The 21,416-nt window shown below is 57.3% G+C and carries 16 protein-coding genes, 1 rRNA gene, 1 other RNA gene and 2 pseudogenes; 4 read left to right on the top strand and 16 right to left on the bottom strand.

Annotated features, from left to right (window positions below):
• Positions 1–6: 6 nt before the first annotated feature.
• The 11 genes from BMZ32_RS09085 to BMZ32_RS09035 all read right to left on the bottom strand — a co-directional run bounded on the left by BMZ32_RS09085 (position 7) and on the right by BMZ32_RS09035 (position 13,836).
• Positions 7–2,112 (bottom strand): acetate--CoA ligase family protein, encoded by a 2,106-nt coding sequence (locus BMZ32_RS09085; protein WP_090241656.1) that lies wholly within the window; start codon positions 2,110–2,112, stop codon positions 7–9.
• A 10-nt stretch (positions 2,113–2,122) separates the two neighbouring features.
• Entirely contained in the window at positions 2,123–3,283 is a 1,161-nt protein-coding gene (locus tag BMZ32_RS09080; protein WP_090241654.1) for an acyl-CoA dehydrogenase family protein, read from the bottom strand.
• Positions 3,284–3,312: 29 nt separating this feature from the next.
• Positions 3,313–4,104: an enoyl-CoA hydratase/isomerase family protein gene (locus BMZ32_RS09075; protein WP_090241653.1), complete on the bottom strand. Its 792-nt coding sequence runs from the start codon at positions 4,102–4,104 to the stop codon at positions 3,313–3,315.
• Positions 4,105–4,351: 247 nt separating this feature from the next.
• A complete protein-coding gene (gene nhaC, locus BMZ32_RS09070) occupies positions 4,352–5,845 on the bottom strand; it encodes a Na+/H+ antiporter NhaC (protein ID WP_090241652.1) in 1,494 nt (497 codons plus the stop codon).
• A 126-nt stretch (positions 5,846–5,971) separates the two neighbouring features.
• A complete protein-coding gene (locus tag BMZ32_RS09065) occupies positions 5,972–8,254 on the bottom strand; it encodes an ATP-binding protein (protein WP_090241650.1) in 2,283 nt (760 codons plus the stop codon).
• Positions 8,251–9,042 carry a substrate-binding periplasmic protein gene (locus BMZ32_RS09060; RefSeq protein ID WP_090241649.1) on the bottom strand — a complete coding sequence of 264 codons (792 nt, stop codon included), beginning with the start codon at positions 9,040–9,042 and terminating at the stop codon, positions 8,251–8,253. The genes BMZ32_RS09065 and BMZ32_RS09060 overlap by 4 nt, the downstream gene beginning before the upstream one ends.
• Positions 9,039–9,764 (bottom strand): response regulator, encoded by a 726-nt coding sequence (locus BMZ32_RS09055; protein ID WP_090241648.1) that lies wholly within the window; start codon positions 9,762–9,764, stop codon positions 9,039–9,041. The genes BMZ32_RS09060 and BMZ32_RS09055 overlap by 4 nt, the downstream gene beginning before the upstream one ends.
• A gap of 122 nt (positions 9,765–9,886) precedes the next feature.
• Entirely contained in the window at positions 9,887–10,516 is a 630-nt protein-coding gene (locus BMZ32_RS09050) for a TetR family transcriptional regulator C-terminal domain-containing protein (protein ID WP_090241647.1), read from the bottom strand.
• A gap of 432 nt (positions 10,517–10,948) precedes the next feature.
• Positions 10,949–11,848, bottom strand: a complete 900-nt coding sequence (locus BMZ32_RS09045; RefSeq protein ID WP_090241645.1) for a crotonase/enoyl-CoA hydratase family protein — start codon at positions 11,846–11,848, stop codon at positions 10,949–10,951.
• Positions 11,849–11,922: 74 nt separating this feature from the next.
• On the bottom strand, positions 11,923–12,606 hold the full coding sequence (locus BMZ32_RS09040; RefSeq protein ID WP_090241644.1) for a TetR/AcrR family transcriptional regulator: 684 nt from the start codon (positions 12,604–12,606) through the stop codon (positions 11,923–11,925).
• 45 nt (positions 12,607–12,651) lie between these two features.
• Complete coding sequence (locus BMZ32_RS09035; RefSeq protein WP_090241642.1) at positions 12,652–13,836, bottom strand: acetyl-CoA C-acyltransferase family protein; 1,185 nt, start codon at positions 13,834–13,836, stop codon at positions 12,652–12,654.
• Positions 13,837–14,040: 204 nt separating this feature from the next.
• On the opposite strand from BMZ32_RS09035, the gene BMZ32_RS09030 reads away from it, so the two are divergent.
• The 3 genes from BMZ32_RS09030 (at position 14,041) to yghU (ending at position 17,157) form a co-directional block, all read left to right on the top strand.
• Positions 14,041–15,048 (top strand): AraC family transcriptional regulator, encoded by a 1,008-nt coding sequence (locus BMZ32_RS09030; RefSeq protein WP_090241641.1) that lies wholly within the window; start codon positions 14,041–14,043, stop codon positions 15,046–15,048.
• 440 nt (positions 15,049–15,488) lie between these two features.
• Complete coding sequence (locus BMZ32_RS09025; RefSeq protein ID WP_090241639.1) at positions 15,489–16,142, top strand: DsbA family oxidoreductase; 654 nt, start codon at positions 15,489–15,491, stop codon at positions 16,140–16,142.
• Positions 16,143–16,281: 139 nt separating this feature from the next.
• Positions 16,282–17,157, top strand: a complete 876-nt coding sequence (gene yghU / locus BMZ32_RS09020) for a glutathione-dependent disulfide-bond oxidoreductase (protein WP_090241638.1) — start codon at positions 16,282–16,284, stop codon at positions 17,155–17,157.
• A 526-nt stretch (positions 17,158–17,683) separates the two neighbouring features.
• Here the strand turns inward: yghU and BMZ32_RS09015 are convergent.
• From BMZ32_RS09015 to BMZ32_RS19780, 4 genes and pseudogenes are all read right to left on the bottom strand, one after another.
• Positions 17,684–18,379: pseudogene (locus BMZ32_RS09015) on the bottom strand (tRNA (adenine(22)-N(1))-methyltransferase).
• Positions 18,380–18,759: 380 nt separating this feature from the next.
• Positions 18,760–18,856, bottom strand: an RNA gene (ffs, locus tag BMZ32_RS09010) — signal recognition particle sRNA small type.
• A gap of 100 nt (positions 18,857–18,956) precedes the next feature.
• A complete protein-coding gene (locus BMZ32_RS19785; RefSeq protein ID WP_425272874.1) occupies positions 18,957–19,736 on the bottom strand; it encodes a methyl-accepting chemotaxis protein in 780 nt (259 codons plus the stop codon).
• Positions 19,737–19,814: 78 nt separating this feature from the next.
• Positions 19,815–20,591: pseudogene (locus BMZ32_RS19780) on the bottom strand (HAMP domain-containing protein); the annotation flags it as partial.
• Positions 20,592–20,737: 146 nt separating this feature from the next.
• On the opposite strand from BMZ32_RS19780, the gene BMZ32_RS09000 reads away from it, so the two are divergent.
• Positions 20,738–21,016 carry an HU family DNA-binding protein gene (locus BMZ32_RS09000; RefSeq protein WP_090241636.1) on the top strand — a complete coding sequence of 93 codons (279 nt, stop codon included), beginning with the start codon at positions 20,738–20,740 and terminating at the stop codon, positions 21,014–21,016.
• Between the two features lie 120 nt (positions 21,017–21,136).
• Here BMZ32_RS09000 and rrf read toward each other — a convergent pair.
• Positions 21,137–21,252: ribosomal RNA gene (rrf, locus tag BMZ32_RS08995) — 5S ribosomal RNA — on the bottom strand.
• Between the last annotated feature and the right edge of the window lie 164 nt (positions 21,253–21,416).

Raw genomic sequence — 21,416 nt, 5'->3', positions numbered from 1 at the left:
TATTCCTTAACATTGAGTGGCGGGTTGGCCGAGACGAATCAGTGCATCCACGGCAACCGCGCCCTGGGCATTCACCAACAATGGGTTGACGTCCAGTTCCAGCAGCTGTTCGGCGTGTTCGCAGGCGTAATCCGCAACTGCGCGAATCGCTTGCACCAACGCATCCAGATCGACCGCCGGGCGGCCGCGAAAGCCTTGCAGCAGCGGTGCACTTCGCAGGCTCAGCAACGCCTCGCGGATTGCCGCATCAGTGGTCGGCAGCAACAGGCTGCGGCTGTCCTTGAGCAACTCGACGAGAATCCCGCCGGCACCAAGCACCAGGGCCAGGCCGAAGCCATTCTCGCGCTTGATGCCGACAATCAGCTCAGCCAACGGCGCCGGCGCCATCCGTTCCAGCAGCACTTGGTCAAAGGCCACATCGGGGGCATAACGCTTCACGCTGTCACGCATGCTATCGAGCGCGGTTTGCAGCGCCTCGGCGTTACCCAGATTGAGGGCTACGCCACCAGCCTCGGTCTTGTGCGGCAAGTCGGCGCTGACTACCTTGAGCACCAGCGGATAACCCAATGCTTGCGCCGTTTCCACGGCATGCTGCGGGGTGCTCAACTGGCCCTGCGGCAACGGCAGACCAAAGGCGCTCAGAGCCTGCTTGGCTTGCCACTCGTCGAGCAACTGTCCGTTATCACTTAAGGCCTGTGGGCAGATCGGCGTCAGCGCCGATTCACCGCGCGCCAGCAAGGCCGTGCGGCGCTGCTGGTAATGGGCGATACGGCCCCAGGCCGCGAGGCCATCTTCGACCCCTTGCAGCGCCGCTACGCCCTGCGCATGCAGGCGCTCACGGGCACTGGCCGGAAGCAGCTCGGGGAAAGCCGAGGCGACAAACCCACTTTTGCCGTGGCGCGCCAGTGCGGCGCAATACAGCTCTAGCAACAGGTCGCACTGCGGGCGTTCACCCGACGCTTCATCGGGGTAATCAAGCACTAACAGGGCGGCATCGGCCGGGCTGCGCAAGACGCTGTCGAGCATGCTGTCGAGGGCTTCACGATCACCCCAGATGGCGGTGGTGAAATCCAGTGGGTTGACGATATTGGCGTAGTTCGGCAGCACCTGTACCAGCTCGCTGCGCTGCTTATCGTCCAACGGCGGCAGACTCAGGCCGTTGCGTTCGGCGTAGTCGGCGATCAGCCCGGCATCACCACCGGAGCAGGCCATCGCGGCCAGGCTTGGCCCGGCCGGCAAATGGCCACAGGCCGCCGCTTTAAGGGTTTCAACGAAGCTTACCGGACCGCTCACGCGGATCACCCCAAGGCGATCGAACAGCGCGTCATACAGCGCATCGGAGCCAGCCAGGGAGCTGGTGTGGCTGAGGGCCAACTCAGCACCGATCTGCGACACGCCAGTCTTCAGGGCGATAATCGGAATACCTTTTTCCAGCGCCTTGTGCGCTGCCTTGGCAAAACCCGGGACGTTTTTCAGCCCTTCCAGGTGCAGGCCAATGGCGGTGACGCGCGGCTCGTCGAGCAGCACGTCCATCAACTCGGCGACGCCCATTTGCGCCTGATTACCCACCGAGGCCATATAGGCCACGGGTAGTGAGCGGTCGCTCATCGACAGGTTGTAAGCGAAGTTGCCACTCTGGGTAAGGACCGCGACGCCCTTCTCCACCAACTGGCCGCCATGGGCCACTGGCCACAGCGCCGCGCCGTGTAGGTAGTCGAGCAAGCCGTAGCAGTTTGGCCCGAGCAGGGCCATATCACCGGCGGCCTCGAGTAACTGGGCTTGCAGTGCTTCACCTTCGGCGCCGGTTTCAGCAAAGCCGGAGGCGTAACAGATAGCGCCGCCGGCACCCTTGGCGGCCAGCTCGGCCACGGCCTGTACGGTCAATTCCTTGTTCGTGGCGATAAACACCGCATCCGGGCCACAGGGCAGCTCGGCGATGCTAGCCACGCAGGGCACGCCTTCGAGCTCGGCGTGCTGCGGGTTGACCAGCCACAACTCACCGGCATAGCCGCCTTCGGCACAGCGCTTGAGGGCGCGGGCCATGCTGCGGCCGCCGATAAAGGCCAGATGGCGCGGCGCCAGCAGGCGTTTGAGGTTATCTCTTTGGCTCATGACGACCTCCTCAACGCAGCAGCGGCCGCAACAGCTCACGGGAAATGATGTGACGTTGGATCTCAGAGGTGCCTTCCCAGACGCGCTCGATCCGCGCATTACGCCAGATGCGCTCCACTGGGCCCTCATCCATCAAACCCATGCCGCCGAAGATCTGTACTGCTTCGTCGGCCACCTTGCCCAGCACTTCACTGGCAAACAGTTTGGCCATACCGGCGTCGGCATCGGTCATGCTGCCCTGATCCATCTTCCAGGCGACGTTTAGTGCCAGTAATTCGGCAGCGCGAATCTGCGTGGCCATATCGGCCAGCTTGAACGACACGCCCTGATAGGTGCCGATCGGCTTGCCGAACTGCTGGCGGTCGGCTGCCCATTGCAGCGACAGGTCCATGGCGCGCTGGGCCTGGCCAACGCAGTTGGCGGCGACCATTACGCGGCCAGCCGTGAGCCAGGCGTTGGCCACTTCCCAGCCCTTGTCGACTTCACCCAAGACCTTGCTGGCGGGTACGCGGCAGTCATCGAAGAAAATTTCATAGGTGTGATAACCGCGGTTGCTCACGCACTTTGGCCCACGGCGAATGGTCATGCCGGGGGTGTCGCGGTCGACCAGGAAGGAAGTCACAGCGTTGCGCTTCTTGCCGTTCTTCTCGTAGCTGTCGGTGACCGCAAAAACGATCGCATAGTCAGCGTGGCCGGCGTGGCTGATGAAGTGCTTGCTGCCATTCAAGACGAAGTCATCACCGTCGCGCAGCGCACGGGTTTTGATCGCGTTGGCATCGGAGCCTGCACCTGGCTCGGTGAGGGCGAAGCAGTCGATCTTCTCGCCGCGCACGGTGGGCAGCAGGTAGTCCTCGATCTGCTGGCCTTTGCACGCCATGAGAATTTTCGATGGCCGCGCAACGAATACATGCAGCGCCCATGAGCACTTCGACAACTCACGCTCGATCAGCGCCTGGGAGAAATAGTCGAGGCCGCCACCGCCCACTTCTTCGGGCATGTTGAAGGCATACAGGCCGGCCGCGATGGCTTTGTTGCGAATCTCTGCGGCCAGTTCCGGGGAGACGGCATCGGCACGGTCTACCGCTTCCTCATGGGGCAGCAATTCTTTTTCGACGAAACTGCGCGCGGTGTCGACCAACATTTCGTGTTCATGGCTGAGTTGAAAATTCATCACTGTGTCCTGTGCTGTTAGGCGGCGCTTCAGCGGCCAATAAATAGGGGGGCACGTTTCTCGATGGCGGCGCGCAAGGCTTCATCACCATCTTCACTGCGACCGCAGAGCAGGCCGGCTAGGCGCTCGGCTTCGAGCTGCTCGGGCAGGCTGCGCTGAGCGCCGGCCTCGATCAGGCGTTTGGTCTGGGTGAAGGCGAAGGTCGGCCCGCTGGCCAAACGTGCGGCCAGCTCACCGGCCGCTGCCTGCAACTGCTCATCGGCATACACTTCACCGACTAGGCCGACAGCCAGGGCACGCTCGGCGCCCCACAGTTCGTCGAGGAACAACAGGCGCTTGGCCTGCTCGCTGCCGATCAGCCGTGGCAGGTGCCAGCTGGCACCTGCATCCGGTGCGTAGGCCATGCTGGTGTAGCCGGCTTTAAAGCGCGCGGACTGCGCGGCCAGGCGGAAATCGCAGCACAGGGTCAGGTCCATGCCGGCCCCAACGGCTGTGCCGTTGATGGCTGCAATGGTCGGTTTGGGAAAAGCATGCAGGCGAGTCATCAGCGCATGGGCGGCTTCAGTCCAGCCGTAGCTTTCGAGATCGCCGCGCGCCTCGGCCGCGGCCCACTCAGCCAGATCAGCGCCGGCACAGAAGCTTCTGCCGCTGCCGGTCAACAGCAACACGCGTACGGCGGAATCAGCGCTGAGCTCATCGAGCAGTGCGTGCAAGGCCTTGAGCGTGGGAATGTCCAACGCATTGCGTTGCTCGGGGCGATTCAAGGTGATGAAGGCGATACCACCTTCCACGTGGGTCAACAGGCTCGATGCAGTACTCATGAGAATCCTCGGTTTTTATTCTGGCGAGAAATGCGGAATGGTCTTCCTCTGCGGCCTCAATACTAAACACTTGTTCAGTAGCCTGGCAATCGACATCGTAGATATAAAAAAACTTCTAACCATCTGAATTTAAAGGATTAAATATTTTAGATTGGCGTCGCGTTACAACTTTGCACAACCCTTTACAGCAAAAAGGCCTGACCGTTGCCGGTCAGGCCTTTGCGGTAGAGCTTTAGGGCGCGCGGGCTTAGCTTGCGGCACCCACCAGAGGCTTGGCAGCCATCTGCGGCTCTTGCTCAGCGTCTTGGTTGACCAGTGGCAAGATCTTGATGCAGAAGATGCCGTAGATCAGCGCGATGATCGGGTTGATCCAGTTAAACAGCGCAAACGGTGCATACGACAGGGTGGCGACCCCCAGCGTCGCGGCCATGTACACGGCGCAAGCATTCCAGGGGATCAACGCGGAGGTCACGGTACCGCCATCTTCGATGGTGCGTGACAGGTTGACCGCGGCCAGGCCACGCAGACGGTACTCTTCTTTCCACATCTGCCCAGGCAGAACCAGGGACAGGTATTGGTCACCGGTCAGCACATTAACGCCGATGCTGGTGGCCAACGTTGCGCCGATCAAGGCTCCGACCGAGTGCACACTGCGCACGATCAGGCTGAGCAGTAAGCGGATAAAGCCAATACGCTCAAGTACCGCTGTCATCATCATCGAGCAGAACACCAGGAAGGCCATAAACACCATGCCGGCCATGCCGCCACGGCTGAGCAGGCTGTCGACCACCTCGTTGCCACTGTTGGAAACGAAGCCTGTGGCCATCACGGTCCACAGTGCTTTAACCACCATAAGTGCGCCGGTCTGGCCGCTGTCAGCCATGAAGCGCTCGATCACTGGGGCCTGGAACAGCAGCGCAAACACACAGGCCAGGATGCTGCAGAGCATGATCGCCGGGAAGGCCGGTGCTTTACGTACCGACAAGACCAGCAAGGCGACTAATGGAATCAGGTTGTACCAAGCGATATTGAACGAGCTGGCTAATTGCGCCTTGAGCTCACCAACATTCGACACCGCATCGCCTTGTAAATCGGCGTTCAGCGCTAGGATGGAAAACACCACCAGGGCGATCATAAAGCTCGGCACTGAGACCCAGGCCATGTGACGAATATGCGCGAACAGATCAGTGCCCACCACAGCTGGAGCCAGGTTGGTGGTTTCTGAGAGCGGCGACATTTTGTCGCCAAAGTAAGCACCCGCCACCACGGCACCAGCGGTAATTTCCGCCGACAGACCAAAGCCGTGAGCAGTGCCCATCAGGCCTACACCGATGGTTGCGGCGGTGGTCCAAGACGAGCCGATGCACAGGGAAACGATGGCGCAAATCAGGCAAGCCATCGGATAGAAGAACGCCGGTGACAGCAGGCTAAGGCCGGCATACAACAGGGTTGGCACAGTGCCGGCGATGATGAATGAGCCGATCAATACGCCGATCGACAGGAAGATAAAGATAGCCCCCACCGTCTTGGCGTTGGTGGCGACGATCTCGCGCTCCAGCTCTTCCCAGGTGACACCATTTTTCATGCCGACCATCGCGGCGAAGCAGCCGACCATGATCAGGGCGAGTTGCAGCGGACCGGACATCGGATCGTCGAACAGGCTCAGCGAGCCAGCGATCAATGCCAGCAGGACGGCGCCGACCAGCAGCGCGTCGAGGGCGGATAGTTTGCGGAGCTTCATTATTGTTGTCTCCCAGTAACCAAAGTTTGACCAGGTCAGCGCCCGGTCCCCACTCGATTATTGGCAAGCGATGTAAGCTTCCGTTGAACATAGGGAAAGATCATGTAAAAAGTAGTAACAGCGCTGTTACAGCTCTACCAGCAGGTGGCGCAACGCCTGTTGAGTTGCACTGAGAAGCTCACGCAGCGGCGCCAACTGCTCCAGGCATAGTTGTTGCGCCTGCGCCTCAGCGGCCTGTTCTAGGCGATGCAACAAAGCCGCCAGTGAACGCCCACCGAGTGATTCGCAGGCGCCGGCCAGACGATGGGCCAAGCCCGAGATTTCCGGGTAATCCAATGCCTGCATGGCTTCCAACAGCAGCGGCCCCTGTTGCTCCAAGCTCGTTTGGAGCAGGCGCAGCAGCTGGCTGAGCTTGCTCGCGCCCAAGGCTTCACGGTGCGCGTGCAGGATATGCGCATCGAATAGCTCTTCGTCAGTGACTGCTTGTGCATCCCTCTGCGGCACGCCGGCCAAGGCCTGGCGCAAGGCCGGCAGTTGAATGGGTTTGGCGATGACCCCTTGCATCCCGGCATCCAGGTAGCGCTGCACCATTACCGGCTGCAAGCTAGCGGTGAAGGCGAATATAGGCGTTTTCCGGTTGGCGCCCTGAGAATCCAGGCGGATGCGCCGGCAGAGTTCCACGCCGCCCATCCCCGGCAACTGCACATCGAGCAGGATAAGATCGAAACGCGTCGTCTGGCATTGCTGCAGAGCCGGCACGGCATCCTCGGCCAGGCTCACTCGATGCCCCTCACGTAGCAGCAGGCCTTGCGCCACCTCGCGGTTCAGCTCAACGTCCTCGACCACCAGCACATAGCTCGGTTTAACTACAGCAGTAGAGACTGCCGCGCTAACAGGCACAAGCGCAGGCTGCGTCTGTTGCAGCCAGATATCAAACCAGAAGCGACTGCCCTGCTCTTCACGGCTGTACAGCTGGATCTCGCCGCCCATCGCAAGCACCAGTCGCTTGCAGATTGACAAACCAAGCCCGGCACCGCCGTAACGTCGCGCTACCTGCTCATCGGCCTGAACAAAACGTTCAAAAATTCGCGCCTGCACGCTCTCAGGAATGCCGATACCGTTATCTTTCACCTCGATCCGTAGGCTCTGCCGACCTTCAGACTGCTGCAACAACTCAACGCGCAACTCGACAGTGCCGTCTTGGGTGAATTTGATGGCATTGGCCAAGAGGTTGGTCAGCACCTGACGTAAAAACTGCTCCGGCCCGTAAAAGTGTTCGCCGAGTTGCGGATCCAGTCGCTGCAAGAGAAGCGTGGCATTGATCTGCGCACGGGGCTCAAGCAGCGTAAGCACCTCGTCGATTAGTTGCCGCAGAGAAAAATTCACCATTTCGGCCCTGGCTTCACCCTCCTCCAACTTGGCGAAGTCGAGAAGATCGTTGAGCAATGCCAACAGGCCATCGCCCGCTCGGTGCAGCGCATGCAAGCGACGCCGGGATAGTTCGTCCAATGACGCATCGCGCAGCAGCTCAGCCATACCGAGAATGCCGTTGAGTGGCGTGCGCAGTTCATGGCTCATGGTGGCCAGGAAGCGCGACTTGGCCAGGTTCGCGGCTTCCGCCTCCTCCTTGGCACTGTGCAAACTGGCGGTGCGGCGCTCGACCATTTTTTGCAGTTCGTCTTTCTTGTCTTCCAGCACTAGGCGATCGGCCTCACGCTGACGCATGTCCGTAACAATTGCTTGGCGCATCTCGTCTAGCGCATGGGCCACCGCATCAATCTCGTCTTCTGGAGCCCCTAGGCGCTTTTCCAACTGCAAGGGCACCGTCCACTCGCCACCAGCAAGGCGCTGCGAAAAACCCGCCATGGCCAATAGATGGCGGGTTACCAGGCGGTGAAACAACCAGGATAGGGTTATCGCCAAGCCGCAGATGAATAAGCCCATCCACAACAAGTTAGATAAGCCACTGGCATACAGGCGTTGGTGCACCGCGGCCAGATCGACGCCAACCTCAAGGTAGCCGAGCGCTCGCTGCTCGGCGTCAGCCAAGTGGTAAGCAAGATCGAAGCGCTGAATTCGTGCGGCCTCGGCAGGCAGTTGTTGGCCGTGTAGCAGGTCAAAATCAGCGCTGCGCAGGCGCACCCAGGCGATGTCGGGGAAATCCACCAACCCGCGCAGTTGCACGTCCAGTTGCGGCTGATTTAAATCCCAAAGGTTGCGCTCGATACTCGTCAGGTAGCCGCGCTGAATCAGCTCAAGGCGCGAGTCTATGCCCTGCATTTCGCGGCGGTATTCGAAATACAACTGCAGCGCGCTGGCCAACAAGGTGAAGCACAGACTGAAGAGCAAAATAAAACGCAGCAAGCGCCGCGACAATTCGCCCGATTGAGCCACCGTCCATGACTTCATGGTTGCTTATCCGCTTGCGCCTGCGAGGCGCGATAAGCCTGCTCGCTTTCGTGCAACCAGCGCTCGACGTTATTCGCGGATTTCAAGCGTTGCAACTGCAGGTCTATTTCGGCCATGCGCGTCACCAGTGGCGAGCGTTTCGACACAGCGAAATACAGATGATCCACGGCCAGGGTTAGCGGCAGCACATCAATATCGGCAGCGCCGGGCAGGTATTCGAGAAACAACTTGCCGGTGCGCCGTTCATGGGCAATGAAGTCAATCCGCCCACGGATCAGCTTGCCGAAGTTCTGCTGATTGCTCGCCACCCACTCGATATTGCCGTTGTCCGCCACAAAACGATCAAAGGCCTGACCGTAACTCTCACCAAAAAGCAGGCCGCCACGGTAGTGCGCAAGATCTTCTAGGCGGGACACCTTAAGTGGCTTGCGCCGGTTGTAAAACACCGACACTTCTTCGCGCAACAAAGGCACCGTACTGAACACCAGGCTACGTTCGCGCTCGGCCGAGCGGTAAGCAATCACCAGGTCGACACGGCCTTCAGCCGCATCCGTCAGGCAGCGATTCCAGTTGCCCAGCACCACCATTTGTAACGGCAAGCCAAGCGCGCCGACGACCTCGCGAACCGCCCGCGGTGCTACACCCTGTATCTCACCGGCGGCATCACTCCAGGAAATCGGCGGGTACACCGGATAATCGCAGTAGCGCACAGCAGCAGGCGCTGCCAGGCTCGCGGCACTCAAGCCCATCCCGACAAACAACGTCAGTAGGCATGCTTGCAGGCTCATGGGCGGTTACTGACCACGGTGCTGAACAGATAACCGACGCCATGAATGGTGATAATCAGCTGCGGGTCGGCCGGATCATCGTGGAGTTTGCGCCGTAAACGGCCGACCAGTACATCGATCGAACGATCATTCGGCAGCCATTCACGGTTACGGATTTGATCCATCAACTGGTCACGACTGAGGGTATGCCCGGCGTTGCGCAGCAGCACGTTGAGTAGTTGGAATTCACCTTGGGTAAGGAGGCTCTCGCATCCGTCTTCGGCGATCAATCGACGTCGGTCAATGTCCAGAACCCAGCCGGCGAAATACTTCAATTGCCGGGTTTCCGCCTGCGCCGTTGTTGCCTGAACGTGGCGCACACGACGCACCAGATTCTTCGCCTTCGACACCAGCTCACGCGGGTTGAACGGCTTGACCACATAATCGTCGGCACCGCACTCCAGTCCGACGATACGGTCAATTTCATCATCGCGGCCGGTGATCAGGATAATCCCGACCTCGGAGCGGACGCGTAACTCGCGCGTCAGCGTCAAGCCATCCTTGCCCGGCAAGCGAATATCCAGCATGACCAGGTCCACCGGGTACTCCAGCAGCATGGTCTCAGCCTGCTCTGCCGTCTCGGCACTGCATACCTGATAACCATCACGGAGCAAATAGGAAGTGAGTAATTCGCGGATCACTGGATCGTCATCGACGATCAGCACACAGGGTGTTGCCGTCATTACAGCGCCCTCACCACGCCATGGGCGCAGCCAACTCTTGTATTTATATGGGGTGAAACGATTACTGGTTTTGCAAGCCAATGTAGCCACTACTGAACAGATGATCAATAGAGTGTAATCGGCTAACCCACGCGGCGAAATCCGTTGACTTGCAGGCCATCGACCCAGGCCTCACAGATCTGCACGCCTTGAACCGCAGTAAAGGTCGTGGAGTTGAGGCCGTACTCCAGCCAAAGCCCATCAAGCAACGCGCTGAGACCGATGGCCGCAAGCTCAGCATCAAAGTCGAGCCAGCCCTCACTTTCAGCGAGTTCGGACAAGACTTGGCCGAGTATGGCTCGGTATTCACCGTAGGACTGCTCATGCGCCAAATTAATCACTTCGGACGTACGCACCGCACCCCAGAAAGCTAACCAGGCGTCTAGCAGTTCTGGCGCCAGCACTTCTGGGGAAAACGACGCGCTAAAAAAGGCAGACAAACGCGCCCTGGGATTGACCGCACTGGCCTCAATGGCATCGCGCAACAACCGCATCACACGCCCTGTGACCGTCAAATAGGCTTCAGCTACAAGCTCATCTTTGCTCTGGTAGTGGTGATTGATAAGGCCGACTGACACGCCTGCTTCGGCACATATCTTTCGGACCGAGGCACCCTGAAATCCATGGCGTTTGAGACATACCAGCGTCGCTTCGACTAGGTTCGCTTTGCGTTGTTCAGGTTCTAGGCGAGAAAAACGTGTTCCCAAGGTCATGCCGACAACTCCATTTTTGACTTAGGCGGTATTGAACGAATGTACAGCAAGATGGGTGACTTACCTACCCGATCGGAGTAAAGCAATGCGCAAGCTAGGCATGAATAGTGGAGCCTGCGGTCACAACGGGCCTGACAACAACAATAAAGGTAGGACTGGCATGCATCTACCTCTTGCAGCAGTACTTAGTGTGGTGATGGCTTAGCCGAAGGTTGCTACTACTCCGAGATATTGCTCCAGATGACCTCTTCAACAGCGCCTATTACAAGACCTACAACCTTAAGTTAGCTCCTAGGCGGAATTGTTTTTACAGTTGACCTGTTGACCTCGCGACTGCACCGGCCAGAAGCCATAACCCGGTAGATCGGATCAGGGCCTGCACATACTCGCGGGCGCTTCTAGCGCCAAGGACGGGCAACTCAGATGTGGCCTTTATATTTGCTCATCGGCGCTATTAGCCACCCACTGCTCATAGAACGCGGGCAGCTCTGACGCCTTGCCGGTGAAGTTAGGTGCACGCTTGTCGAGAAAGGCGGCCACACCTTCTTTACCATCACCGATGCTGGTGTAGAACATTGCCAGTGACTCGATGCGATGAGCCTCAAACGGATCGGCCTGAGCACTGTTGCGGTAGAGCATTTGCCGGCTGAGCGCGATGGCCACGGGCGAGCGCCCATGAACCAAACGTCGAGCAAATACCTCAGCCTCTTGCAGCAGTGTGTCGGCGCTGTGAATCGAGCGAACCAGGCCGCCACGCAGGGCTTCGTTAGCGTCGAATATGTCGGCGGTGTAGATCCACTCCAGCGCCTGCTGCAAGCCAACGATGCGCGGAAGAAACCAGCTCGAACAAGCTTCAGGAACGATCCCCAGACGACCGAAAACGAAACCAAAGCGCGCTTTTTCCGAGGCTAGACGAAAATCCATCGCAAGGCTCATCGTTGCCCCGATACCAACGGCGGGGCCGTTGATCGCGCCAACCACAGGCTTGCGGCAGGCGCGAATGGCCAAGGTCACTTGACCGCCGGTATCGCGAACCCCGTTTTGGATTTCCGCCGACTCCATTCGCTCATGCATATCGCGCAGGCTGGGCGAGAGGCTTTCATCCAGGCCAAACACATTGCCCTCTACCGACAGATCCATGCCGGCGCAAAAAGCCCGCCCCGCCCCAGTAACCAACACCACGCGCACCTCATCATCCAAGCTCGCGCGCTTAAAAGCATGCTCCAGCTCATTCGCCATCTCGACGGTAAACGCATTCATCAGTTCAGGGCGGTTGAGTGTCAGCTTCAACAAGCCATCGTCGACCTGCCAGTCCAGCGTTGCATAGTTCATCGAATCATCCTTTGCTCAGGCGTTAAGCGTAACGCCCTGTAGGTGTGTGCATGCCTCAGCAACGAGACAGCAAGTCATTCGGCCGCGCCATGAGTCGCCAAGGCAGCCGTGGCTGGGCTGGCAGCCTGCTGTGGTTGTTTGATCACGCTGGAGAGCATGGCAACAACCATGTCCTCAATCAGCGCTTGTTTTTCCGCAGGTTCCAGGGCGGTTTGTGGCAACCAGCTCGGCAGATTGTTGAGCCACGCGATCACCCCCTGCACCGTTGGCCTAAGCAGCCGAGCCGGGCCCGCAGCCCCCACTTCAAGCAAGCGAGTCAGCAGGTTGTCCTCATAACGTTGGCGCATCTGCTGGATCTGCTCCCGGTGTTGCGCGCCAAGGCAACGGAACTCCTGCTCGGCCAGCACAAATTGCAAACCGCGCCGCTCATGCAAGGCGATGTGCGCACCTAGCAAACCCCGCAAGCGCTCGGCAGCACTGCCCCGAGACGTGCTAAACACCGCTTCCAGCAGGTCGTCATACAGCTCTTCGATCAGCTCGAATAGCAGGCGCTCTTTGCTTTCAAAGTGGTGATACAGGGAACCGCAGCCAATCTCCACGTGGAGGGCGAGTTCGCGCATGCTCACCCGGGCAAAACCGCGCTCGGCAAACAGCTCAAGCGCCTTGTAGCGAATCTGCTCAAGCCGCGACAGCGCAGACTCACGGGTGCATGACTGCAGTGCCACGGAGGCGTTGCAGTCTGCGTGCCGGCTATTCATTGCGGCCCCTGCCTCGCTTAAAAACGGTGGCGCGTCCGACAGCCATCAGACGCGCTCGAAAATTGCGGCAATGCCCTGTCCACCACCGATACACATCGTCGCCAAGGCATAGCGTCCCTGGGTGCGATGCAGTTCATGGATAGCTTTGGTGACGATGATCGCACCCGTCGCGCCCACAGGATGACCGAGGGAGATGCCGGAGCCATTTGGATTGACCTTGGCCGGGTCGAAATCCAGCTCACGGGCCACCGCACAGGCCTGGGCGGCAAACGCCTCGTTGGACTCAATTACATCCAGATCGGCGATGCTCAAGCCGGCCCGTTTAAGCGCCAAGCGCGTCGCCGGGATTGGCCCCAAGCCCATAAACTCAGGTTCGACACCGGCATGCGCATAACTGACCAGCCGCGCCAGCGGGCGCAGATTATCGGCCTGCAGCGCCGCACCGGTGGCCAACAGCAACGCCGCCGCTCCGTCATTCAGCCCAGAGGCATTGCCCGCCGTCACACTGCCGCCTTCCTTGAATGCAGGTTTCATGCGCGCAAGTTGCTCAAGTGAAAAGTCATGGCGCACATGCTCATCAACTTCGAACACCTGGGTGCCTTTGCGCGTTTTGATTTCAAGCGGCACGATCTGGCCGAGGAAATGCCCCTGAGCGATCGCCTGGGCGGCTCGCCGTTGGCTCTCAAGGGCCAAGCTGTCCTGCGCCTCACGGCTGATGCCGTAGCGCGCGGCAACATTTTCCGCAGTGATGCCCATATGAATGCGGTGCAAGGGGTCATGCAGAATACCCAGCATGTAATCAACGGCCTGCATATCGCCAAGGCGCCCGCCCCAGCGAGCGCCGGGCAGCAGGTAGGGGCCGCGACTCATGCTTTCAACACCACCAGCAACGGCGATATCGGTTTCGCCCAACAGCAGACTCTGGGCCGCCGAAATGATCGCCTGTAACCCCGAGCCACACAGGCGGTTAACGTTGAACGCGGGGGTTTCCTGTGGAATGCCTGCATTGAGGGCGGCAACACGCGAGATGTAGCTGTCCTGCGGCTCAGTCGGAATCACGTTGCCCATCACCACATGGCCAACGCGCGCGGCAGCACACCCGCTTCTCTGCAAGGCAGCGCGCACCGCCGTTGTGGCCAGCGCGGACAGCGGAGTGTCCTTAAGCGTACCGCCAAAGGAGCCGATTGCGGTTCTGACGGCACTGACGATGTAAACTTCGGGGTTGGGCATAGAGCACTCCGACAGCATGGGCGCGACTGGCGCGGCTACATTCGACTGAACAACTACGACCAGGAATACCTCGACATCGAGCCGCCTGACGTAAACAGTCCTTTAGTCTAAAGAGGCGTCCCATTTGGGCCTATGCCAAAAATAGCCGATGTGGCTGACGTTTTTTGCCACCCAACATGGGTGGATTCGCAACGGACCAAGGCCATGCAAGAGAAAGACTCGGTGTCTGTTTATTTTGTCCAGGCGGCGCTGTACCGCCTGCACGATCAACCCGCCCGCATGGATGCGCTCTTGGCGCAGGCCGGAATTCCCAAGCGATTGCTAGCCGAGCGCGCAGCGCGGGTACCGGCTACGGCATTTGCCAAGTTATGGCTGATGGTCATTGAGGAGCTGGACGATGAGTTCTTCGGCTACGACTCCCACGGCATGCCCGTCGGCAGTTTTGCCTTGATCTGTCGCGGCCTGATCCAGGCATCAACCATTGGCCAGGCGCTGCACCAATGCCTATCCAGTTGGCGGCTGTTTCTTCGGGATATCCAGGGCAGCCTATCGCTGCGCGGCAATAGCGCGGTGATCACCCTGCACAATCGACAAGAGGCTCCATTCCTGCGCAGCATCATCGAAGAAACCTTCCTGACGGTGGTCATCAGTCTCATGTGCTGGCTGGCCGGGCGACGCATACCGATTAGCCGCGCGCAATTCGGCCACCCTCGCCCCGCCCATGATGACGACCACCTGCTCTGGGGGCTGGATCTGACATTCAAGGCCGCGCAAACCGAAATCGAGTTCGATGCTGACTATCTGAAACTGCCCGTCATGCAGAATCTGGACTCGCTAAAAGCCTTCCTGCGCACAGCTCCGCAATGGGTGATCATCCGCTTTAGTAATCGCCAAGGCCTCAGCGCACAGGTGCATAGACGGCTGCATAACTGCCATTACCCGCAATGGCCGAGCCTAGTCGAGCTGGCCCGCGAAGATAACCTGAGCGTCACCAGCTTTCGCCGCCAACTGCAGCGGGAAGGTTTTTCCTTTCAAGGGATCAAAGATGAAGTGCGCCGCAGCATTGCCTTTGACTGCTTGCGTAATACCGACCTGAGCATCGCGGCGATTGCTGAGAAGGTTGGTTTCAGGGAAACAAGTGCATTCCACCGTGCGTTCAAACAGTGGACTGGCGAAAGCCCAGGCAGCTATCGGTTGAAATGCCGCCGTTAGAGTTGAAAGAGCAATATTTCCAGAGCTTGTAGGCACCTAAAAAATCAAATGCGATCCAGTTTTTAGTTTCAACTTCTCTATCATAGGTATGTGACGACCAACGTGAATGGTACAGAGGCGGCTCATCTCTCGGGCAAAAGGCTTTAACTTAGCCGGCAGAACTAAACTTGGGTGATCGTTCAACTTCAGTTTGACTGCTCACTAAGCGTGCACTTAGTCTAAGCCCAGTACTTGAGCGATCACTCAAATACTGAATATACCTATAGCGAGTGCTTCAAACCTGCAGGACCAGGGCGGCGAACCTCGCGTACCCAAGCCCCTGCTGGGGAAGTCGCAGAAAGGTTTCGGTATGACTCCGAGCCACCAGGCTTGCTCAAAAGGCCGTAACCATCGCGCTACGGCCTAGAGTTACTCATCACATTCACTCCAAGGAGGCAACCATGACCCCCCAACCCCAACCATTAAGGATCGACATCGTGTCGGATGTGGTCTGCCCTTGGTGCATCATCGGTTACCGCCAGTTGGCACAGGCACTCGAAGCAACAGGCACTGCGCATGAAATTCACTGGCATCCGTTCGAGCTCAACCCTGATATGCCGCCCGAAGGTCAAAACTTACGTGAACATGTAGCCGAGAAATACGGCACTACGCGGGAGCAATCCGAGGACAGTCGAATCAAAATGACCGAGATCGGTTTGGAGCTGGGGTTTGAATTCCGCTTTGCTGACGACATGCGTATGCACAATACCTTCAACCTGCATCAGCTTCTGCACTGGGCCGATCAGCAAGGGCGCATGCACGACTTGAAACAGGCGCTATTTACCGCTCACTTCACCCATCACGCGAATTTGTCTGACGATCAGGTATTGGCCGATGTAGCTGTAGAAATCGGATTGGAACGTAGCGAGGCTTTGGCCGTGCTCGCCGACCAGCGCTTTGCCGCAGACGTTCGCGCTGCTGAGAATGCCTGGACTAACCAAGGTATTCGCGGGGTTCCTGCGATGGTTTTTAACCGCCGACACCTGGTGACGGGCGCACAAGGGGCGGAAAACTACACGCGCATTCTTGAGCAGCTGGCTGAGGAAACTCACTGATCCCGTGCAACAGCCATAGGCCTGGCGGCCCCATCACGACCTTCAGAAACCGCGCGGGGATGCCCATAACAACCGCGCGCATTCTAACTGCCAGTAGCGTCCAAGCCTGCTCTGAATATGAACCCATGAGGCCTTAAACATGTCAGCCACGAACAGTTACGCACCTCCAAAAGTCTGGACTTGGAACAGTGAAAATGGTGGCAATTGGGCAAAGATCAACCGCCCCATTGCCGGCCCCACACACGAGGCTGACTTACCCACTGGCAAGCACCCTCTGCAGCTCTACTCGATGGGTACGCCCAATGGCCAGAAGATCACCATCATGCTTGAGGAGCTTCTCGCGTTGGGCGAAGCGGGAGCGGAGTATGACGCACACCTGATCAAGATTGGTGACGGCGACCAGTTCTCATCAGGCTTCGTCGCCGTCAATCCTAACTCTAAGATTCCGGCACTTTTCGATACCGATACGGGCAGTCGCGTCTTTGAAAGCGGGGCGATCCTGCTCTATCTAGCAGAGAAATTTGGCCACTACCTGCCCAAGGATAATGCCGCGCGTACTGAGGTCATGAACTGGTTATTTTGGCTACAAGGTTCGGCGCCGTATTTAGGTGGTGGTTTCGGGCACTTTTATGCCTATGCACCCGAGAAATTCGAATACCCAATCAACCGTTTCACCATGGAGGTGAAGCGCCAGATGGACGTATTGGAGCGTGAGCTGAGCGAGCACCGCTATCTGGGCGGCGACGAGTACTCCATTGCTGACATCGCCACCTGGCCCTGGTATGGCAATCTCGTGCTGGGCAAGGCTTACAGCGCAGGTGAGTTCCTTCAGGTTGAAAGCTACACCCATCTGCGCCGATGGGCTGAAGATATCCTTGAGCGACCCGCCGTTCAGCGGGGCTGCAAAGTAAATCGCACCTGGGGTGAACCGTCAGAGCAACTACACGAAAGGCATAACGCCTCGGACTTCGACCTAAAAACACAAGACAAACTGCCGGCTAAAAACACCGATTAATTCTTCTCGGACTTCCTGATGGAGCTTCAGCGCTTTAACGCATGTCAGGTCAGTCGAAGCGACTACCTACTTCATCAGGAAATTCGACGAGTGATGTCCGATTTTTGGGCAAAACAGGAAAGCTTTTCAGAGTTAGTCTAGAGGCCTATCTAGATAGAAAGGAATTTGAATGCTTGCAGTAGCTATTGCATACCGCTGCGGCCCGCTAAAAACCTGAAGAAATAGTTTCCAGCAGGACACAAAACTCAAACAGGCCTTATTTATCCCAAATATATTTCGGCCTATTAGGTACGCATTCTAACGACTGATTAGTCGTCTATTGCTGGGTTGCACAATTGACCTAAGAAACCAGTCAATGCACTTATATTTCTCAGGTTTAACATTGCAGTGACCAGTAAGCGGCGTCTGCAACAGCGAGAGGCATCTGTCAGAGCAAGTCAATCATGAAGGCCAAAGGGATATAGCCTCACGCTACATTGTGCGACCTGAGATCGTGGTGGCCCCTTGCGCCTCCCTCGCCCCAGACTCAAGCCAGTAGCTTAATAATCCACTGCGTCTGCAGGGCTAGCTTATGCACCTTTTCCTCGGGCACCGACAATTGCGCCCGAGCGAAGTTGGCTAGTGTCTGTTGCTTCAAGCACAGTATGCGCTGCCACTTGGCTAGGAACGCCGGGCTGCGCTTCTGCATCTGCTGAGGGCCAAAGTACAGTTCCTCGGCGGTTTACGTCACCGGTCCAGAGCGTTCAGCAACAATGATTTCGTATGCAAAGCGATTTTCCCGGAGCACCTCTTCAAACAGGATACGGTAGCCATTTTCCATCAGCCATTGGCGCAGCGCCTGCTCTCCGCCATTCGGCTGCAAAATCAAACGCTCCCGGCCAGTCAATCGAGCCTTACCACTGTCGAGTATGTCGCGAATCTTCTCGCCCCCCATACCGCAGAGACTGATTGCTGTAATTTCGTCTCTCGGCTCGATTGCCGCCAAACCATCTGCCAGGCGCACACTGATCAACTGGCTCAGGCCACTCTCGCGGACGGAACGTTCAGCAGCGTGGAAAGGTGTCGAGCCCGCCTCACCAGCAACCGCAATCGCGATGGCACCGCGGCTGATCAATGCGACCGGCAGATAGCCGTGATCCGAGCCAATATCTGCAAGCCGCGCACCTGCTGGTACATGCGCGGCCACACGTTCTAGACGCATAGACAACTTCCGCTCGTTCAACTACAGCCCCTTTTCACCATCAGTAACCGGCACCCTTGACCGGATCGGAGCGAGAGTTTGTCGAGCAACGGCGTGAATGGCAAATCCCTGCGACCAGCGCAATGAATTCAGCCTAACCTAACGCTCGGGGACCACCCGACTCGAACTTTAGTAACGGACTTTTTCGCCCAATAACAGAAATTCGGAAGGTGAAATCTATCATTACGCAGGTGGTTCGATACACAAGAGCCAGAAGAGTGTCTAGACAGTTCGGGGCGATTCAAAGTGCCTAGAAAACCTGGGGAGATTCAGATCTGACAGGCGGATATTTGACGATCGAGGGTGTCGAGACTGGCACTTACTCTGCAGATGAGTCGTTACCATGGAGAGATTGGAGGCAGCCCTACCAGCCACACCTCGGCACACAATGTCACCGCTGCGGCTGCTCCCTTCCAGGCCTGACCGGGTTCACGGCTGATCGTTGCGAGGGGACCGGCAGGACCACCATAACGCAGCTCACTAGAAGCGAGCCGAGGTATTGTACCGGCTTGACTTGAAGTTACAACCGTTTCAAACACTTAGCCTATTTAATCGCGCACTAGACACGAAACCTACCAACCAACTTAGTCAATCCATGTGACAGCTCAGATAGCCGCTGACTGGCCTTGGCACTCTGCTCAGAGGTTTTTGCTGCTTCATCAGAAAGATCGCGAATATCACTGATATTACGTGCAATCTCCTCAGTCACACTGCTCTGCTCCTCGCAAGCTGTTGCGATCTGCGCCGTCATGTCGTTGATACGCTTTACCGAATCGCTAGTGTCAGTGAGTGCCTGATCTACACCGGCCGCTTGCTCAACACTTTGTCGCGCCCTGGTACTTCCTGAATGAGTAGCCTTAACGGCATTCTGCACGCCAACTTGCAGGCGCTCGATCATCATTTGGATATCCTTGGTCGATTCTTGCGTGCGCGCTGCCAGTGCACGCACCTCATCCGCCACAACCGCGAAACCGCGGCCCTGCTCTCCAGCGCGTGCCGCCTCAATCGCTGCATTCAATGCTAACAAGTTGGTTTGCTCAGCAATGCCCCTGATAACAGCTAGTACCGCACCAATATTGGTGGCTTCCTGCTCAAGGGTTTGGATAGTTACCGAAGCGCTTTCGACTTCTTGCGCCAACTGACGAATAGAGTTAATCGTTGCTCCAACTACTCGCGCACCCTCTCGTGATTGAGCTTCTGCACCACGAGCCGCGTCAGCTGCATTTTGCGCATTACGTGCAACTTCATGCACAGCAGAGCTCATCTGCGTTGCCGCAGTACTCACCTGATCTACTGCTGCGTGCTCACTGCTGATCAACCTATCATTGGCTGCAGCCATCCCTGCCAGATTTTGCGCAGCGCTTTCGACCTCACCCGTAACTCGACCAACCTCTTTTATCAACGGCTGCAATTTATCGAGAAAGCGATTGAATGCATGACTGAGCTTACCCAACTCATCATTAGACAACACATCCAAGCGCACCCGCAGATCGCCATCACCGTCAGCGACCTGCTCAATACGGTTAAGTAAATTATGTAACGGCCCAGTGATAAGGATTGGAAAACCAACGACCAATACGAGGCAAACGACTAAGCCGATGGCAATAATCACCCCCTGCTGCCAGCTCAAAGTTTCGCCCAGCGCTATGGCTGCTAGCCCTTCGGCATTAGCTGCCACATCATCCATCTCGCCCAGCTTGTCGATCGCGGTGCGCATTGCCTCAAACTGCTCTTCGCTGCTACCGAAACTCAACACACTTGCCGCCTGAGGATCATTGATAGCTAACTGTAAGACCTTTTGCGAGGTTGTCTTCCAGCGCTCGAAGCCCGCGTCGAACTGCGTAACTAATATCATCGCCTCACTGCTAGGCTGCATGCCTGCGAATTTATGTACGCGGTCATAAGCCTGCTGCAAGTTCTCCGCATGCGTAGCTGTCAGCGCATCAGCATTTTCTCCCACCCCCTCATCAAGTAAGCTGCGCTCTGCAACAAACGCCTGATAGAGATCGCGATCCGCATTCAACAGCAGGCTAATGCCTGGCAAGAAACGATTAGTCAGCTTCGTGCTTGAGTCAGCGACCTGGGTAATCCCTCGCATACCGAGAACGCCCATAGAAACAAGCAAAACCGCCAGCAACAAAATGGGAAGTGCGATCTTCCAGCGAAAACCTAAATCAGCAAAGACACGCAGCATGCTGGCTCTCCAAGGCAATGACTAAGTAACATCAGCATAGACTGCGCCCCAGACTCATTGCTAATGACTTTTGCACACGCAAATTTTCAGCGAGGTCAGATATCCTGACTCGCACTCAATCCGCATAAACCCCAAAGGAACTAACCATGGCAATAACTAAAGACCAATTGATCAGCGACATTGCGGAAGCCATCGACACACCGAAAAGCACAATACGCGCAGCACTCGAACAGTTGAGCGAGATCGTATCCGACGCACTGGAAAATGGTGACGAGATCACTCTACCTGGCATTGGCAAACTCAAAGTGAACGAGCGCCCTGCACGTACCGGCCGAAACCCCAAAACCGGTGAAGCGCTACAAATTTCCGCCAAGAAAATCGTCAAATACGTACCCGCAAAAGCGCTAAGCGACGCAATAAACTGAGTTTAAGTGCGCTCTGCAGGAGCGCACTTCGTAACAGAGCCAGCGCTAGGCTTTTAAAAATTTTCGGCGCGCATAGTAAAACCCCCGATCAGTTTCCTGATCGGGGGTTTTGGTGTAGGTGCTTGACGATGACCTACTCTCACATGGGGAAACCCCACACTACCATCGGCGATGCATCGTTTCACTACTGAGTTCGGGATGGGATCAGGTGGTTCCAATGCTCTATGGTCGTCAAGCGATTCAGCTGGAGTACCGTCGTTAGACGTTGCTCCGAATTGGGTATGTGATAAAGGTTTTGCAGTTCTTACAAATTTTCGGCTGTTGCGGTCTTCGTGTATTAGACACACAAACATCAAATTGTTTGGGTGTTATATGGTCAAGCCTCACGGGCAATTAGTAT

The organism is Pseudomonas guineae (assembly GCF_900113745.1).
In the GTDB taxonomy this organism is placed as follows: domain Bacteria; phylum Pseudomonadota; class Gammaproteobacteria; order Pseudomonadales; family Pseudomonadaceae; genus Aquipseudomonas; species Aquipseudomonas guineae.
Note: the sequence above shows the minus strand (reverse complement) of the source record. Positions and strands in the feature narration are given on the sequence as shown.

Bases quoted from the DNA above. Each gene is read 5' to 3' on its own strand.
- BMZ32_RS09030 (WP_090241641.1), top strand. From the start codon at position 14,041: ATGCAAGAGAAAGACTCGGTGTCTGTTTATTTTGTCCAGGCGGCGCTG.
- BMZ32_RS09080 (WP_090241654.1), bottom strand. From the start codon at position 3,283: ATGAATTTTCAACTCAGCCATGAACACGAAATGTTGGTCGACACCGCG.
- BMZ32_RS09050 (WP_090241647.1), bottom strand. From the start codon at position 10,516: ATGACCTTGGGAACACGTTTTTCTCGCCTAGAACCTGAACAACGCAAA.
- nhaC (WP_090241652.1), bottom strand. From the start codon at position 5,845: ATGAAGCTCCGCAAACTATCCGCCCTCGACGCGCTGCTGGTCGGCGCC.
- BMZ32_RS09040 (WP_090241644.1), bottom strand. From the start codon at position 12,606: ATGAATAGCCGGCACGCAGACTGCAACGCCTCCGTGGCACTGCAGTCA.
- BMZ32_RS09085 (WP_090241656.1), bottom strand. From the start codon at position 2,112: ATGAGCCAAAGAGATAACCTCAAACGCCTGCTGGCGCCGCGCCATCTG.
- BMZ32_RS09000 (WP_090241636.1), top strand. From the start codon at position 20,738: ATGGCAATAACTAAAGACCAATTGATCAGCGACATTGCGGAAGCCATC.
- BMZ32_RS19785 (WP_425272874.1), bottom strand. From the start codon at position 19,736: ATGGCTGCAGCCAATGATAGGTTGATCAGCAGTGAGCACGCAGCAGTA.
- BMZ32_RS09060 (WP_090241649.1), bottom strand. From the start codon at position 9,042: ATGAGCCTGCAAGCATGCCTACTGACGTTGTTTGTCGGGATGGGCTTG.
- BMZ32_RS09075 (WP_090241653.1), bottom strand. From the start codon at position 4,104: ATGAGTACTGCATCGAGCCTGTTGACCCACGTGGAAGGTGGTATCGCC.
- BMZ32_RS09045 (WP_090241645.1), bottom strand. From the start codon at position 11,848: ATGAACTATGCAACGCTGGACTGGCAGGTCGACGATGGCTTGTTGAAG.
- BMZ32_RS09035 (WP_090241642.1), bottom strand. From the start codon at position 13,836: ATGCCCAACCCCGAAGTTTACATCGTCAGTGCCGTCAGAACCGCAATC.
- yghU (WP_090241638.1), top strand. From the start codon at position 16,282: ATGTCAGCCACGAACAGTTACGCACCTCCAAAAGTCTGGACTTGGAAC.
- BMZ32_RS09025 (WP_090241639.1), top strand. From the start codon at position 15,489: ATGACCCCCCAACCCCAACCATTAAGGATCGACATCGTGTCGGATGTG.
- BMZ32_RS09065 (WP_090241650.1), bottom strand. From the start codon at position 8,254: ATGAAGTCATGGACGGTGGCTCAATCGGGCGAATTGTCGCGGCGCTTG.
- BMZ32_RS09055 (WP_090241648.1), bottom strand. From the start codon at position 9,764: ATGACGGCAACACCCTGTGTGCTGATCGTCGATGACGATCCAGTGATC.